The 14,323-nt window shown below is 71.2% G+C and carries 14 protein-coding genes, 4 pseudogenes and 1 riboswitch; of the genes and pseudogenes, 12 read left to right on the forward strand and 6 right to left on the reverse strand.

The features are described 5' to 3' along the window. The first annotated feature begins 113 nt into the window (after positions 1 to 113). Complete coding sequence (locus tag AB8Z36_RS12500; protein ID WP_369213342.1) at positions 114 to 377, forward strand: hypothetical protein; 264 nt, start codon at positions 114 to 116, stop codon at positions 375 to 377. Between the two features lie 22 nt (positions 378 to 399). Here the strand turns inward: AB8Z36_RS12500 and AB8Z36_RS12505 are convergent. Then, positions 400 to 597, reverse strand: a pseudogene (locus AB8Z36_RS12505) (cupin domain-containing protein); the annotation flags it as partial. An 80-nt stretch (positions 598 to 677) separates the two neighbouring features. Here AB8Z36_RS12505 and AB8Z36_RS12510 point away from each other — a divergent pair. Next, a pseudogene (locus tag AB8Z36_RS12510) lies at positions 678 to 1,442 on the forward strand (LysR family transcriptional regulator). Between the two features lie 78 nt (positions 1,443 to 1,520). Further along, the gene (locus AB8Z36_RS12515; RefSeq protein WP_369213328.1) at positions 1,521 to 2,357 is read left to right on the forward strand and encodes an endonuclease/exonuclease/phosphatase family protein; all 837 of its coding nucleotides are present in this window, start codon (positions 1,521 to 1,523) and stop codon (positions 2,355 to 2,357) included. On the opposite strand, the gene AB8Z36_RS12520 is transcribed toward AB8Z36_RS12515, so the two are convergent. Then, positions 2,354 to 2,845 (reverse strand): FBP domain-containing protein, encoded by a 492-nt coding sequence (locus AB8Z36_RS12520; RefSeq protein ID WP_369213329.1) that lies wholly within the window; start codon positions 2,843 to 2,845, stop codon positions 2,354 to 2,356. The two genes, AB8Z36_RS12515 and AB8Z36_RS12520, sit on opposite strands and share 4 nt — an antisense overlap. Positions 2,846 to 2,916: 71 nt before the next feature. Between AB8Z36_RS12520 and AB8Z36_RS12525 the strand changes: the two genes are divergently transcribed. Both AB8Z36_RS12525 and AB8Z36_RS12530 read left to right on the forward strand, forming a co-directional pair. Then, entirely contained in the window at positions 2,917 to 3,504 is a 588-nt protein-coding gene (locus tag AB8Z36_RS12525; protein ID WP_369213330.1) for a TetR/AcrR family transcriptional regulator, read from the forward strand. A 91-nt stretch (positions 3,505 to 3,595) separates the two neighbouring features. After that, a complete protein-coding gene (locus tag AB8Z36_RS12530) occupies positions 3,596 to 4,777 on the forward strand; it encodes a GDSL-type esterase/lipase family protein (RefSeq protein WP_369213331.1) in 1,182 nt (393 codons plus the stop codon). A 46-nt stretch (positions 4,778 to 4,823) separates the two neighbouring features. Here the strand turns inward: AB8Z36_RS12530 and AB8Z36_RS12535 are convergent, their stop codons facing one another. Together AB8Z36_RS12535 and AB8Z36_RS12540 are read right to left on the reverse strand one after the other, a co-directional pair. Further along, positions 4,824 to 5,732 carry a PDR/VanB family oxidoreductase gene (locus tag AB8Z36_RS12535; protein WP_369213340.1) on the reverse strand — a complete coding sequence of 303 codons (909 nt, stop codon included), beginning with the start codon at positions 5,730 to 5,732 and terminating at the stop codon, positions 4,824 to 4,826. A gap of 99 nt (positions 5,733 to 5,831) precedes the next feature. Next, positions 5,832 to 6,461, reverse strand: a complete 630-nt coding sequence (locus AB8Z36_RS12540) for an MSMEG_1061 family FMN-dependent PPOX-type flavoprotein (protein ID WP_369213332.1) — start codon at positions 6,459 to 6,461, stop codon at positions 5,832 to 5,834. A gap of 136 nt (positions 6,462 to 6,597) precedes the next feature. On the opposite strand from AB8Z36_RS12540, the gene AB8Z36_RS12545 reads away from it, so the two are divergent. After that, entirely contained in the window at positions 6,598 to 7,245 is a 648-nt protein-coding gene (locus tag AB8Z36_RS12545) for a TetR/AcrR family transcriptional regulator (RefSeq protein WP_369213333.1), read from the forward strand. Between the two features lie 80 nt (positions 7,246 to 7,325). Here the strand turns inward: AB8Z36_RS12545 and AB8Z36_RS12550 are convergent, their stop codons facing one another. Then, entirely contained in the window at positions 7,326 to 8,075 is a 750-nt protein-coding gene (locus AB8Z36_RS12550) for a transglycosylase SLT domain-containing protein (RefSeq protein WP_369213334.1), read from the reverse strand. Between the two features lie 4 nt (positions 8,076 to 8,079). After that, positions 8,080 to 8,245, reverse strand: a riboswitch (cyclic di-AMP (ydaO/yuaA leader). Between the two features lie 117 nt (positions 8,246 to 8,362). Next, a complete protein-coding gene (locus AB8Z36_RS12555) occupies positions 8,363 to 8,593 on the reverse strand; it encodes a hypothetical protein (protein WP_369213335.1) in 231 nt (76 codons plus the stop codon). Positions 8,594 to 8,864: 271 nt separating this feature from the next. Here AB8Z36_RS12555 and AB8Z36_RS12560 point away from each other — a divergent pair. The 6 genes and pseudogenes from AB8Z36_RS12560 to AB8Z36_RS12585 form a co-directional block, all read left to right on the forward strand. Further along, a pseudogene (locus tag AB8Z36_RS12560) lies at positions 8,865 to 9,014 on the forward strand (class I SAM-dependent methyltransferase); the annotation flags it as partial. 130 nt (positions 9,015 to 9,144) lie between these two features. Continuing rightward, a complete protein-coding gene (locus AB8Z36_RS12565; RefSeq protein WP_369213336.1) occupies positions 9,145 to 10,221 on the forward strand; it encodes an ABC transporter substrate-binding protein in 1,077 nt (358 codons plus the stop codon). After that, on the forward strand, positions 10,218 to 11,351 hold the full coding sequence (locus tag AB8Z36_RS12570) for a FecCD family ABC transporter permease (RefSeq protein ID WP_369213337.1): 1,134 nt from the start codon (positions 10,218 to 10,220) through the stop codon (positions 11,349 to 11,351). Before AB8Z36_RS12565 ends, AB8Z36_RS12570 begins: the two co-directional genes overlap by 4 nt. 56 nt (positions 11,352 to 11,407) lie before the next feature. Continuing rightward, positions 11,408 to 11,875: pseudogene (locus AB8Z36_RS42285) on the forward strand (ABC transporter ATP-binding protein); the annotation flags it as partial. 335 nt (positions 11,876 to 12,210) lie between these two features. After that, entirely contained in the window at positions 12,211 to 12,774 is a 564-nt protein-coding gene (locus AB8Z36_RS12580) for a cysteine hydrolase family protein (protein ID WP_369213339.1), read from the forward strand. A 286-nt stretch (positions 12,775 to 13,060) separates the two neighbouring features. Further along, on the forward strand, positions 13,061 to 14,323 hold a 1,263-nt coding region (locus AB8Z36_RS12585), incomplete at its 3' end, for a PEP/pyruvate-binding domain-containing protein (RefSeq protein ID WP_369213341.1).

The raw sequence follows: 14,323 nt of genomic DNA on the forward strand, positions 1-14,323 counted from the left end.
CGGCTGTTCCGGCCAGCGGCCTCGAAGTGGCCTGTTTTCGCCCCCCACTCAAGTGATCATGCGCGCGATCCGTGGGTAGACGGGAGGGACGCCCGGATGAGGAGAGGACCCGTATGAGAACCGCATTCCGCCCGTCCGAACGCGGTCTCGGTCCCGGCCGCGCCGCGGACGCCGCCCACGATGCGGCGCACGCGATGCACGCCCGCTTCCGCCACGGCGTCTACTCCGTGGCCTGTACGACGTGCCACGCGCCCGCCGGGTCCCTCTGCTTCGCGCGGCGCACGGTGCACGGCGCGCGCAGGGAGCTCTACCGTCAGGGGCGTCCGGTCACCGGTCTCGTTCCCGCTCTCGCGGCACCTGCGGGGACGGTCTCGTAGCGGCCCATGGTGCGTTGGCGAAGGAGTGCGGGGCCAGGACGGACCCGGCGATGGCGAGGCGGTGTCCGGTGTGGCTGCCGTCTTCGAGGACACGCATCCGCGTGGTCCCCAGGGTGATTCTTTCGCCGCCGTCAGGGCCGACCACGGAGACGGCGGGGGAGGCCCCCGGTGTCGCGGCCGTGGGGTGCGGTGCGCTGGTCTTCGTTTCGTCGTGGGACATGCTCCGAGTGCACCGCCGGGACCCGCGATCTGTCCAAGACCCATGCGGCGGCTCCGATACCCCGTGGGTGTCGTCGCAGCGTGGAGCTACGCACCCTGCGCTACTTCGTGGCCGTCGCCGAGGAACTCCACTTCGGCCGGGCCGCCACCCGACTGCATATGAGCCAGCCGCCGCTGAGCCGCGCGGTCAAGGGCCTGGAGACCGAGGTCGGCGCCCCGCTGTTCATCCGCTCGCCCACCGGTGTCGCGCTCACCGCCGCGGGCGCCGTGCTGCTCGACGAGGCGCGGGACCTGCTCGACCGGGCCGACCGCTCTCACCGTCGGAATCCTCGGCGACGGCACCGACCAGGGGGCGGCCAGGCTGGCCGACGCCTGTCGCCGGAGCCGCCCCGATGCCGCCATCCATGTCCGCGACACCGATCTGACCGAACCCACCTGCGGATTGCGCGCGGGACTCGTCGACATCGCCCTGACGCGGGCGCCGTTCGACGAGAGCGCCCTGACGGTACGTGAACTGCGTACCGACCCGGTGGGCGCGGTGCTGCGCGCCGACGACCCGCTGGCCCGCGGGGACGGGCTGCGACTGGCCGACCTGCGGGAGCGCCGCTGGTTCCGCTTCCCGAGCGGAACGGACCCGCTCTGACAGTCGTACTGGCACGGCGGCGAGCCGCGCTGGGCCACGACCTGCCCGCCGGGCTGGTCGCCGTACCGCTGCTCGACATGGCGCCGAGCCGCGTCGTCGCGGTGTGGAACAAGGGGGACGGCAATCCGCTGCTCCGCTCGTTCGTCGAGAGCGCTACGGCCGCCTACCGCGGCGCTCGGGCGGGGATCGGCCTGTATCGCTGACGAGCCCGTCGCATAATCTTGCGCGCAGAGGCGGGTGCCGTGTGCAGCCACATGGCTCGACCGATATCAAGGAGGGCGATGGTGGTGCTCGCAAGGGGCACGCGGTTGTTCGCGACCGCCATGGCCGTGGTCTGTCTGGTGCTCCTCGGGCCCAGCGCACCGAGCGGCGCCCTCTTCATCAGGTCGCTGCCCGTCGACGCCGCCGAAGAGGTCGTGCCGAACCGGGTCATGACGTGGAACATCTGCAACCCCTGCGACGAGAGCAACGCCGACCGGGCGGCGGAGATCGCCACGTACGCGCCGCAGGTCGTCGGCATGCAGGAAGCGTGCGTACGCGACGTGGAGAGGATCCGGGACTACCTGCGACGCTTCTACGGTCTCGCCTACCACGTCGAGTACGGCACGGTGCTGCGCGACTGGGGCCGCTGCGGGGGCGCGCCGTGGAGCCCCGGAGCCTTCGGCCAGGCGATCCTCTCGGCGGCGCCGATGACCGACCGCGTCGCCGTGGAGTACCCCGACGGCGGCTCCGAGGACCGCGGATACCTGGCGGTCACCACCCGGGTGGGAGGCAAGTCCGTACGGATCTTCAACACGCACCTGGCCCAGCGGAGCCAGGAGGCGGTCCGGGCGAAGCAGGCCAAGGTGCTCGCCGCGCAGCTCGCCCGCCGCGACACCGCGATCGTCATCGGCGACCTCAACGCCGTCCCGGACGCCCCCGAGCTGGCCCCGCTCTGGAAACTGGCCGAGGACACCGACCCCGAGTGCCGTCCGCCCGCCGCCACCTGCGAGCCGACCACCGACTGGCAGAGCAAGTTCGACTACGTCTTCCTGCGCGGCATCGCCCCGCTCAAGCACCGCGTACGGCCCACCGACTACTCGGACCACCATCTGCTGTACACCGACCTGCGGCTCTAGGCGACGACCGAGGCGATGAAGGCGGCGAGGTTCGCCATGGTCCGCTGGTTCTGCTCCTCCACGGTCAGCGACTCATGGAACCGCGCGCCCATGCCCGCGTCCTTCTTCCCCCGCACGTACAGGGAACAGGCCAGGTCGCTGCACATGTAGGCGCCCACGGAGTCGCCCTGCTTACCGGCCTTGCCCGCCTTCCCGGCGACCATCAGCGACACGCCCCCGGTATGGGTGGTCATGCACAGCGAACACATGCTGCGCCGCGTCTGTGAGGGTCCGGCGCTGGGGGAGCGCATCGCGAGCGCCACCGTGCGGCCGTCCAGGTCGGCGGCGAGGTAGGCCCTGCCCGGGGACTGCGGGTCCCGCCAGCCGAGGAAGTCCAGGTCGTCCCAGGGGCGCTCGGCCAGGTCGCGGGGGACGGAGAGGCGCTTGGCCTCACCCTTGCTGCAGTTCACGAACGCGGTACGGATCTCTTGCTCGGTCAGCGGTCTCATGAAAGATAGGCTAGGTTTCCTATAGGGTTTAGGCAAATGGTTAATGGTTGTCGGCAGACGGGATGAAGGCTATGGTGAGAGCGGGGCTGACCCCGGACCGGCTGACCCGGGCGGGGGCGGAGCTGGCCGACGAGGTCGGCTTCGAGCACGTCACCCTCTCGGCGCTCGCCCGGCGGTTCGACGTCAAGGTCGCGAGTCTCTACTCGCACCTGAAGAACTCCCACGAGCTCAAGACCAGGATCGCCCTGCTGGCACTTGAGGAGCTGGCCGACCGGGTCGCCGACGCCGTGGCGGGGCGAGCCGCGAAGGACGCCCTGGCCGCCACCGCGGAGGCCTACCGGGACTACGCCAGAGAGCATCCCGGGCGCTATGACGCGACCCGCCTCAGGCTCGACCCCGAGACGGCCGCCGCGAGCGCCGGTGTGCGGCACTCGCAGATGACGCGGGCGATCCTGCGCGGCTACGACCTGGCGGAGCCGGACCAGACGCACGCGGTCCGGATGCTGGGCGCCGTCTTCCACGGTTACGTCAGCCTGGAGCTCGCCGGTGGCTTCAGCCACACCCCCGTCGACGCGCGGGAGTCGTGGGACTGGGTCCTGGACTCCCTCGACGTGATGCTGCGCACGAGACGAAAGGACGCGACGCAGGGCGAGCAGTGACACCGCAACGCACCACGAGGTGTCGCACCGCACCGCAAGGCAACCGCACTACGAGCCAACGCAACGCACCACGAGGCAAGGCGCTGAAATCATGAACGACGTTGATCCCGGTCTGATCACCACCCCCGTCACCGCGGACCTGCTGCGCGGGCACCTCGACATCGAGCGGACCGCGCACGGCCTGCTGCCGCACCGCCTGCCCGCCCGCGCCCGCCGCCAGATCCCCGACGACCAGCTGGCCGTCGCCGAGGCGCAGCCCTCCGGCGTACGTCTGGCGTTCCGCACCCGGGCCACGACCGTCGAACTGGACACGCTGCCCACGAAGCGGGCCTACCAAGGCTTCCCGCCCCTGCCGGACGGCGTGTACGACCTGCTGGTCGACGGCAGTCTCACCGCGCAGGCCACGGTGGACGGCGGCAACCTCCGTACGGTCACCGACATGGCCACCCAGTCCGCGGAGCTGCGGGAAGGGCCGCCCGGCACCGCCCGGTTCGCCGGTCTGCCCCCGGGTGACAAGGACATCGAGATCTGGCTCCCGCACACGGAGATCACCGAACTGATCACCCTGCGCACCGACGCCCCGGTCGAGACGGCACCGGACAAGGGCCGCAAGGTGTGGCTGCACCACGGCAGTTCCATCAGCCACGGCTCGAACGCCGCCCATCCGACCGGCACCTGGCCCGCGCTGGCCGCCTCGCGGGGCGACGTGGAGCTCGTCAATCTCGGGTTCGGCGGCAGCGCGCTGCTCGACCCCTTCACCGCACGCGCCCTGCGGGACACCCCGGCGGACCTGATCAGCCTCAAGATCGGCATCAACGTCGTCAACGCCGACGTGATGCGGCTGCGCGCGTTCACCCCCGCCGTCCACGGCTTCCTCGACACCATCCGGGAAGGACATCCGACGGCGCCCCTGCTGGTCGTCTCCGCCGTCCTCTGCCCGGTCCAGGAGGACACACCCGGGCCGCTCATGCCCGACTTCGAGGGCGGGACCCTGCGGTTCAAGGCCACCGGCGACCCGGCCGAGCGGGCCGCCGGGCGCCTGACGCTCAACGTCATCCGGGACGCACTCGCCGAGGTCGTCCGGCAGCGCGCGGCCGACGACCCCAACCTGTACTACCTCGACGGCCGCGAACTCTACGGCGAGCGCGACCACGCCGAGTTCCCACTGCCGGACGGGATCCACCCCGGTCCCGAGGGGCACCGCCGCATCGGCGAGAACTTCGCGCGGCTCGTGTTCGGCGAGGGCGGCCCCTTCGCCGACAAGGCCGAGTGACAGGACCGAACCGGATGGCAGGGTCGGATGACCGGACCGGCGGGCCTCAGAGGTCGAGGACGAGCCGCGGGGACAGCGCCCGGGACACGCAGGGATACATCCGGCCCTCGGGGGCGCCGATGTCGTCCCGGTGCTCGGGCGCACCGTCCAGGACGGTGATCTCGCAACTGCCGCAGACGCCCTCGCGGCACCCGGAGGGGAGGGGGCGCCCGGCGTGGGCGAGGGCGTCGAGCAGCGACTCGTCGGCCGGGACCGCGACGGTGCCGCCCGACCGGGCGCAGACCGCCTCGAAGGCCGTGTCGGGACCGAAGGCCCTGGCCACCGGCTGGAACCGCTCGGTGTGCAGCCGCTCGACGGGGAACACCGCCTCGGCCGCGGCCAGCATGGACGCGGGGCCGCAGCAGTAGACCAGGGTGTCGCCCTCCAGGGTGGCGGCGAGGGCTTCCAGGTCCTGCCTGCCCTGCCGTTTGGTCTCCACGATGCGTACGCCGCTCAGCGGGCGCAGCTCGTCGGCGAAGGGCATGCTCTCCGCGGTCGGCCCCGAGTACACCAGTTCCGCCGGGAGTTGACGCGCGCGGGCGGCGCGCAGCATCGGCAGCAGGGGGGTGATGCCGATGCCGCCCGCGAGGAAGAGGTAGCGCGGGGCGGCCACGAGCGGGAAGTGGTTGCGGGGCAGTGAGACCCCAAGTCGCCGTCCCGGGCGCAGGAACCGGTGGACGTACTCCGAGCCGCCCCGGCTGAGCGGGTCGTACCGCACGGCGACCCGGTAGGTGGCACGGTCGGCGGGGTCACCGCACAACGAGTACTGCCGGGTCAGCCAGTTGGGCAGGGACAGATCGATGTGCGCGCCGGGCTCCCAGGGAGCCAGCTCCCCTTCGTCGGCGTCGGCGGCGAGGGTGAGGGCAACGACGTCATCGGTGACCCGGTCGATGCGTGCGAGGACGGCCTGCTGCATGGGTGTCTGCGTGGATGCCTGCATGGAAGTCTCCTTCGGCGGTCGGCGGTCGGCGGTCGGCGGTCGGCGGTCGGCGGTCGGCGCGACCGGCAGGGCCGGTCAGTAGAGCTTGCGGTAGCCGTCTTCCAGGGCCGATTCGAGCGCGGCCGGATCGACGTCGACACCGAACTGGGCCGCCGCGATCTCACCGAGCGAAGGCATGTCGTCGGCGAGAGCCTGGCTGGCGGGGTCCCACAGCCGGGAGCGGATGAGCGCCCGCCCGCAGTGGAAGTACGCCTCCGCCACCTCGACGACGATCGCCAGCTCCGGCTGTTTGGCCTCGGTGCGCATCCGCACCAGCACATCCGGCTCGTCGGTGACGTAGCCGCTGCCGTTGACGCGCAGGACCTCCCGCATGCCGGGGACCAGGAAGCACAGTCCGACGCCGTCGTTCTCGAAGAGGTTGCGGAAGGAGTCGGCGATCTTGTTGCCGGGGCGGTCGGGGAGGGCGAGCGTGTGCTCGTCGAGGACCTTCACGAAGCCGGGGTAGTCACCGCGGGGTGAGCAGTCGGTGCGCCCGGCCGCGTCGGCCGTGGCCATCGTCAGGAAGGGGGAGTGGGCGATGAAGTGGCGGAAGTAGTGGTCGATACGGTGCTTCACCTTCGCTGCGACCATCGGCTCGGGCTGCCCGAGCCGGGCCAGGACCTCCTCGGGGGAGACCCTGCGAGGGCGCGTGAGGGCATGCGTCATGGCAGCTTCCTTCGGCAGGCGCGACAGTGGGTGACCACGGCTGCTCGGATCCACATCGCCGCAGTTCATGGCAGTATTGTGAGCAATTACTCAGGTCGTGCGCTACTCGCTTTCACGGCCGTGCGCAGGAGGTGCCGTGTCGTCCGACCGCCGTGGACTTCAGCCACGTAAGCGGCCCCGTCAGGTCCGCGCCGAGCTCACCCGGCAGCGCATCCTCGACGCCGCTGCTCACGTTTTCGCCGAGTACGGCTATGCGGCGGGGACCACCAACCGGATCGCTGAGCGGGCCCGGGTGTCGATCGGATCGCTCTACCAGTACTACCCGAACAAGGACGCCATCCTGGTCGAGCTGCTGACCCGGCACCTCGACGCCGGGATGAACGCCGCACCCCTGGACCAGGACGACGCGCTGCCGGAGTCCATCGAGGGCATCATGCGCTTCTACGTACGGGCGGCGATCGAGAACCACCGCGAGGACCCGCAGTTGCTCCGCGTGATGATGGAACAGGGGCCTCGCGCACCGGAGTTGCTCGATCGGGTCGCCCGGCACGAACAGCGGCGGATCGCCTATGCCCGCAAGCTGCTCCGGAACCATCCGGAGGTGCGCGTCGCCGACATCGACGTGGCCGCCCGGCTCGTGGTCTCCACGGTGGAGATGGTGGTGCACCGGGTGATGGCGGGACCGGACCGGGTGGACATAGGCCGGTTCGAGGACGAACTCGTCACGATGCTGACGCGCTATGTCACGGGCGACCCGGTCGCGACGCCGCCCGGACAGCGCTGAGCCCCGGACACGGGGTGTGCCGGGGCTCAGGGTGCGGTTCGGTGGTGCCGCCGCGCTGCCGACGGTCTAGTACGGACGGTCTAGTACGGACCGTTCACGTTGTCGATCGAGCCGTAGCGGTCGGCCGCGTAGTTGCAGGCGGCGGTGATGTTGGCGACCGGGTCGTAGCTGTCCAGCGACGTGCCGGGCACGTGGTAGGCGGCGAAGGTGGGCGCGATGACCTGGAGCAGACCCTTGGACGGGGTGCCGGCGACGGCGTTGGAGTCCCAGTTGTTGATGGCCAGCGGGTTGCCGGAGGACTCACGCATGACATTGCGGTGGATGCCCTCGTAGGTGCCGGGGATGCCGTGCTGGGCCAGGATGTCGAGCGACTCCTTGATCCAGCCGTCGAGGTCGTTGGTGTAGGTCTTCTTCGCCGGAGCCGCGGCGGGCCGGGCGGCGGCCGCGTCGTCGCGCTCGGAGCGGTCCGCGCGCTGGTCGGCCCGCTGGGGCTCGGCCGCGCCCTTCGTGCCGAGGGTGAGCTTGAGGCCCGGGTGGATCAGGCCCGGGTTGTCACCGAGTACGTCCCGGTTGTTCTTGAACAGGCTCTCCCAGCCACCGCTCACGGAGTGCTTGTCGGCGATCCCGGAGAGGGAGTCTCCCGCGACCACGACATAGGTCGAGGGGCCCGCGGCGGGCTTGGCGACGGTGGCGGTGGCGGCCGGTGCGGCGTGGGCGGCGGTCGCACCGAGCACCGGCAGGACGAGCACGGCCCCGCCCGTGCCCGCGGCGGCGATGCCGCGGTTGAGCGTGCTGGACTTGGGGCGGCGGTGCTTTCCCTTTGCGGGCATGACTAGGTCCTCTCCGTCGCCTGCGAGGTGAGCTGTCGGGTTCGGACGGGAGATGTCCGGTCGCGCGCCGGGCGCACGACTTCACCCCGAGCCGTTCCGTGATCGGGACCGGCGGCTTACCTGGTTCCCCCGCTCCTGCCGTGCGTCATGTGAGTGGGTCGGAAGGATTCCGGACAGCGGCAGGATTCGGCGTTCCGTCCGGGATTGACGGTGACGTTAGGCGAGAAAGCGCGGACGGAACAAGTCCCGAATTCCATTGATGAATGCCCGCGGCGCGTTTCCAAAGATCAGAAACGACCGCCTTCCTTGATCGATAAACTCAACTTTCTTTGTGGGGAACGAAAGGTGCGCAGGACGCCCGTGTCGGGCGGGTCGGCGGGCGTGACCCATTTCACTGCAACCGGACCGGCGTCGATCGCGTCCGAGGCGCTAAAAGGTGCATAGCGCTCACAAGGTGGATAAAAGGTGTGGGGTGCGGGCTGCTGGTCGCGCTGCCTGCGGCGCTGATCGGCGGGCACGGGGCGGGCGGAGATGCCGGTGCGGCTCCTGTTTCCGACTTCATGGCGAAGGAAAGGGGTTCGGATGAGGCGCCCATGAACTGCTGCTTGCTGAAGCCGAGTTATGGCTGGCGGGGTGTCATTTCGCGATGTCCTCAGCGAATTCGGATGGTCCGGGCTGGTTGTGCGGCCGTGCGTTCGCTGAATATCCCAGGGATGCGAATTGGGCGAAAGTGTCGCTGCGGATCTGTGCCCGTAGCCTGACGCTCTCGACGGTTCGGTTTGTTCGCGAATCCGGGGCGGCGCCTGCGGCACCGGCTTCTGCACCCGTGACTTCCGGCGCCGTGGCGCCACGGAGGTGCTCGGCATCGACATCTCCACCGAGATGGTCGCCGTGGCGCGGCAGTTGGAACAGGCAGCGCCCCTGGGCTGCCCCTGGAGATGCTGCGCTGCCGCGCCCCGACGAACTGCCCGGAACTCACCGCACACACGGCACGACTACTTCTCTGTCAGGCACTTCCGCAGGCCGCTGCCTGGCATCGGTCCGCAACGCCTGAGAGGTAGTCGAAACGGTGTCCCCCTTCCGCAACACCGCCGTGCACGCCGCAGCCCTCCTCGTTCTCCTGGGCGGCTCGGCGGGCTGCGCCACGTCGCCGCCCGCGTCCTCCGGGTCCGCCGCAACGGATGCCGGGTCGTCCGCGTCGGACCCGGACCGCCCGGGGAGGGAGGAACCGGGCGGCGCGAAGGGCACGGGCACGGACGCGGGTGCGGACTGCCCCGCCACCGCGAAGCTCGACAACGCCCCGGAACGAGTGGTCACCCTGGACGCGGGAGCCGCGGCGTTCCTCGTCGCCCTCGGCCTGGAGGACAGGATCGTGGGGACGGCCGCAACCGAGTTCAAGGCCGATTTCTCCGGGGCGCTGCGCGAGAAGCTCGACGCCCTTCCGGTGCTGAGCCGCACGACGGCCGACAAGGAGACGGTGATCGCGGCCGAGCCGGAGCTCGTGACCGGCATCTCGCGGTACGAACTCGGCTCCTTCGACGGCACCCCCACCCAGGAGCAGCTCGCGCGCAACGGCATCGCCGCGATGGTCGCCTGCGACACCGCCAAGGGCGTCTCCACCGGCATCGACGCCACCTACCGCTACATCGCCCACCTCGCCGAGGTCTTCCGCGTACCGGGCAAGGGGAAGTCGCTCATCGCCGAGATGCGGCGCGAGGCCGCCGCGGGGACGGCCCCGGCGCGGCACGCGGGGTCGGACGAGGTACCCGTCCTGAGCCTGTCCGCGGCGCCGACCGGCGGGGCGGGGATCCACACCAGCGGCGGGTCCAGCTTCGCCAACGGCGTCATCACCATGGCGGGCGGCCGGAACGTCGCGGCCTCGACGCTCGCCGACTTCGCGACGCTGTCGGCCGAGGAGGTGACCAGGAGCAACCCGGAAGTCATCCTCGCCGTGACCGGTTTCTCCCGGCAGTCGGGCCGTCAGCTCATCGCGGCGATCAAATCGAGCCCCCTGCTCGCGGACACGGACGCGGTCAAGAACGACCACGTCATCGCCATACCGCAGAGCATCCTGCTCTCGCCCAGCGTGCTCAGCGCCCAAGCGGTGCGGACCGTGGCCGAGGCCGTCGAGAAGGCCTCCTCATGACGCGGCGGACCCCACCGGTGGACCCGGTGGACATCCTGGACCCGGTGGGCCCGGTGGACCTGTCCGCCCGCGGCGAGCGAACGGCGGCGCCCCGGCGCCGGGTCTCCGGCCTCCTCGGCGGCGTGCCGATCACCGCGGCGGTGATCGCCCTGACGGCGGTGACCGTGGCGGCCGCCGTGCTCGCGGTCGGTGTCGGAGCCGTCGTGATCCCGCCGGGCCAGGTGCTCTCGGCGGTCGCGCGGGGCGTCGGTGGCACCGCCACCACCGGGGACGACTTCATCATCTGGCAGCTACGGGTGCCACGCGTCCTGGAGGCCCTGCTCGTGGGCGCGGGCCTCGCGGCGGCCGGAGTCCTCGTCCAGGTGCTCGTGGGCAACCCCATCGCCGACCCGTTCACCCTGGGACTCTCCTCAGGAGCGTCCCTCGGCACCGTCACCGTCATCACCACGCTCGGCATCGGCACCGCCGCGGGACTCACGCTGCCGCTCGGTGCCTTCACCGGGGCCGCCGCGGCCGGAACGGCGGTGTTCCTGTGCGCGACATCGCTGGCCGGGCTCTCCGCCTCCCGGCTCGTCATGGTGGGCATCGCCGTCGGCCATCTGCTCTCCGGCATCACCTCCTTCCTCATCCTGCGCACCGGCGACGGCGAGGCCACCCAGCAGGTCATGTACTGGCTGCTCGGCAGCCTGTCCGGCGCCAACTGGCAGCTCCTGCGCATCGCTGCCGTGCCCGTCGTCGCCGTCCTCGCGGTGCTGCCGTTCCTCGTGCGCCGACTGGACCTGCTCGCACTCGGCGACACCACGGCAGCCGCCCTCGGCATCCACCCCGGCCGCACCCGCGTCGGCGTCTTCGCGGTGGCCGCCGTCCTCACCGGCACCGTCGTCGCGATCTCCGGCACCATCGGCTTCGTCGGACTCGTCGTCCCCAACCTCGCCCGCATGCTGGTGGGCGGAGCGCACCGCAGAATCCTGCCCGTCGCGCTGCTCGTCGGTGCCCTGCTGATGCTGCTCGCCGACACCGGGGCCCGCATGCTGCTCGCCCCCGTCGAGCTGCCGGTGGGCATCCTGACGGCCCTGATCGGAGTACCGGCCTTCGTCCTCGTGGTACGCCGTACGGGGAGGGCCAGTTGACCGACCCCACCGCCCTGACCGTTCGCGCTCTCACCGTGCACCTCGGCCGCACCCCTGTGCTGCACGGCATCGACGCCCACGTCCCCGCCGGAGGGCTCACCGCGCTCGTGGGTCCCAACGGCAGCGGAAAGTCCACGCTGCTCGGCTCCTTCACCGGCGCCGCCGCCCGGCGCACCGGAGAGGTCCGCATCGGCGACGACGACCTCCTGCGCATGCGGCCACGCGAACGCGCCCGCCGCATCGGTGTGCTCCCGCAGGAAGCCGGCCCCGCACCGGAGCTGACCGCCGCCGAGCTGGTGGAACTGGGCCTGACCGCGACCCGGCGCCAGAGCTGGGCGCGGGACCCCCGGCCGGAGATCCGGGAGACCGTCGACCGGGCGCTGTGCCGCGCGGGTGCCCTGCCCCTGGCCGAGCGCATGGCGCACACCCTCTCGGGCGGCGAGCGCCAACGGGTCCTGCTGGCCCGCGCACTGGTCGCCGACCCCGAGGTCCTCGTCCTGGACGAGCCGACGAACCACCTGGACCTCGCCCACCAATTCGACGTCCTCGACCTCGCGACCGGCGGCGGCCACACCGTCGTCGCCGCACTCCACTCCCTGGACCTCGCCCTGCACTACGCCCAGCACGTCATCGTGCTCCACCGGGGCACGGTGGTTGCCGAGGGGCAGCCCGAACGGGTGCTGACCGAGGCCCTGGTACGGGAGGTGTTCGGCGTCGACGGCAGGGTCGTACGGTTCCGGAGCGCGTCCCGCGCCCACTTCCTCGTGTCACCGCTGCGCGAAGCCCTCCCGTGACGCGGCCTTCCCGTGACGCGGCCTTCCCGTGACGGCGTCGAGGGGACATCGTTGCTCCAGACGTTATGAGCAACGCATTACTCGTGATGGACGTCCAGCGGGCCGTCGTGGACCTGGTCGACGACGGCTCGGGATATCTGCCGCGCCTGCGCGCGGCGATCGACGGCGCCCGGTCGGCGGGCATCCCCGTGATCTACGTGGTCATCGCGCTGCGTCCGGGTTTCCCCGAGGTCGGTGCCCGCAACAGGCCGCTCGCCGCCATCGCACGGGCCGGGCTCTTCGTCGCGGGCGAACCGGGCACCGAGATCCACCCCGACGTCGCGCCGCTGCCCGGCGAGGTGGTGGTCACCAAGCGGCGGGCGAGCGCGTTCTCCGGCAGTGACCTCGACGTGGTGCTGCGGGCGCGCGGCATCGAGAACCTCGTCCTCACCGGCATCGCCACCAGCGCCGTCGTGCTGTCCACCCTGTGCGGGGCGAACGACCTCGACTTCGGCCTCACCGTCCTCTCCGACGCCTGCCTGGACCCCGATCCGGAGCTGCACCGGGTCCTCGTCGACCGGCTGTTCCCGCAGTGGGCGGACGTCGTCACCGTCGGGGAATGGCTCGGGACGCGGACACCACACCACTGACGCCGCGCGCGGACATCGGGCCGCGAGGGTGGGAGGCAGGGGTGGGAAAAAGGGGGTGGAAAAGAAGAAAGGCAAGGAGAGCCCTCTCCTTGCCGCTCTTAATTTATAGCGCACCAGGGGGCTTGCGGCAAGGCCCCCCGGATGCCGCAGAATCCTCCGCCGTGGCCACAACCTGCGGAAATGAGGGCTCGACGTGAGTGGTGCCGGCAGCGCCGGAGGCGTTGGTGGTTCGATCGGCCGGAGCGGTGCACGTATGACGGAACATGAGATCGGCGGGGGTGTCGCGGTGAGCGAGCGGTATGTGGTGGGTCTCCAGGACGTCGACGGGACGCGGATCGCGGACGTCGGCGGCAAGGGTGCCCACCTGGGGGAGCTTTCGCGGATCGAGGGCGTCCGGGTGCCGGACGGCTTCTGTGTGACCACGGGCGCGTTCCGGCGGGTCATGGCCGACGTGCCGATGCTCGACGAGCGACTGGAGCGGTTGGCGGCGTTGGACCCCGACGACCGGGAGGCGCTCCGCGCCCTCAGCGCGGACATCCGCCGGAGCATCGAAGGAACGCCCGTCCCCGACGGTCTCGCGGCGGCGATCACCGGCGCCCTCGCGCGGCTCGACGAGCGGGCCGCCTGTGCCGTCCGGTCCAGCGCGACGGCCGAGGACCTGCCTACCGCCTCCTTCGCCGGACAGCAGGACACCTACCTGAACGTCATCGGGTCCGCCGAGATCCTGCGGCACGTCAGCCGGTGCTGGGCCTCGCTGTTCACCGAGCGCGCGGTGACCTACCGCCAGCGCAACGGCATCGATCACCGTACGGTCGACATGGCCGTCGTCGTGCAGCGGATGGTTCTGCCGCGCGCCTCCGGCATCCTGTTCACGGCCGACCCCGTCACGGGTGACCGCACAGCCGCCACCGTGGACGCCGGGTTCGGCCTCGGCGAGGCCCTGGTCTCCGGTCTGGTGAACCCCGACGTCTTCAAGGTGCGGGACGGCGAGGTCGTCGCCAGGACGATCGCAGCGAAGCAGCGGGCCGTGTACGCCCTGCCGGGCGGCGGCACAAAGGACGTCACACTCGACGCGCGGCGGCGGGAACTGCCGTCGCTGTCGGACGCGGAGGCCGTGGAGCTGGTGCGGCTCGGCAGGCGCATCGAGGCGCACTTCGGCCGCCCGCAGGACATCGAATGGTGCCTGGCCGATGACGACGGAGGGTTCCGGATCGTCCAGAGCCGTCCGATCACGACGCTGTTCCCGGTGCCCGAGACCGACGACGGGGAGAACCACGTCTATGTATCCGTCGGCCACCAGCAGATGATGACCGACGCCATGAAGCCGCTCGGCCTGTCGATGTGGCGGCTGACGGCCATGGTCCCGATGCACGAGGCGGGCGGCAGGCTCTTCGTCGAGGTCACCCCGCGGCTGGCCCGGCCCACGAGCCGTGCTCAGCTCCTCGACCTCATCGGCAAGGGCGATCCGCTGATCAGGGACGCGCTGGAGACCGTCCTCGACCGCGGCGACTTCGTCCCGTCACTGCCTGACCCGGACCCGGACCCGGCC

It is taken from the genome of Streptomyces flavofungini (genome assembly GCF_041028215.1).
Taxonomy (GTDB): domain Bacteria; phylum Actinomycetota; class Actinomycetes; order Streptomycetales; family Streptomycetaceae; genus Streptomyces; species Streptomyces flavofungini_B.

Excerpts from the sequence above, each read along its gene's own strand:
- AB8Z36_RS12500 (WP_369213342.1), top strand. The coding sequence starts at position 114 with ATGAGAACCGCATTCCGCCCGTCCGAACGCGGTCTCGGTCCCGGCCGC.
- AB8Z36_RS12515 (WP_369213328.1), top strand. The coding sequence starts at position 1,521 with ATGGTGGTGCTCGCAAGGGGCACGCGGTTGTTCGCGACCGCCATGGCC.
- AB8Z36_RS12520 (WP_369213329.1), bottom strand. The coding sequence starts at position 2,845 with ATGAGACCGCTGACCGAGCAAGAGATCCGTACCGCGTTCGTGAACTGC.
- AB8Z36_RS12525 (WP_369213330.1), top strand. The coding sequence starts at position 2,917 with ATGGTGAGAGCGGGGCTGACCCCGGACCGGCTGACCCGGGCGGGGGCG.
- AB8Z36_RS12530 (WP_369213331.1), top strand. The coding sequence starts at position 3,596 with ATGAACGACGTTGATCCCGGTCTGATCACCACCCCCGTCACCGCGGAC.
- AB8Z36_RS12535 (WP_369213340.1), bottom strand. The coding sequence starts at position 5,732 with ATGCAGCAGGCCGTCCTCGCACGCATCGACCGGGTCACCGATGACGTC.
- AB8Z36_RS12540 (WP_369213332.1), bottom strand. The coding sequence starts at position 6,461 with ATGACGCATGCCCTCACGCGCCCTCGCAGGGTCTCCCCCGAGGAGGTC.
- AB8Z36_RS12550 (WP_369213334.1), bottom strand. The coding sequence starts at position 8,075 with ATGCCCGCAAAGGGAAAGCACCGCCGCCCCAAGTCCAGCACGCTCAAC.
- AB8Z36_RS12570 (WP_369213337.1), top strand. The coding sequence starts at position 10,218 with ATGACGCGGCGGACCCCACCGGTGGACCCGGTGGACATCCTGGACCCG.
- AB8Z36_RS12580 (WP_369213339.1), top strand. The coding sequence starts at position 12,211 with ATGAGCAACGCATTACTCGTGATGGACGTCCAGCGGGCCGTCGTGGAC.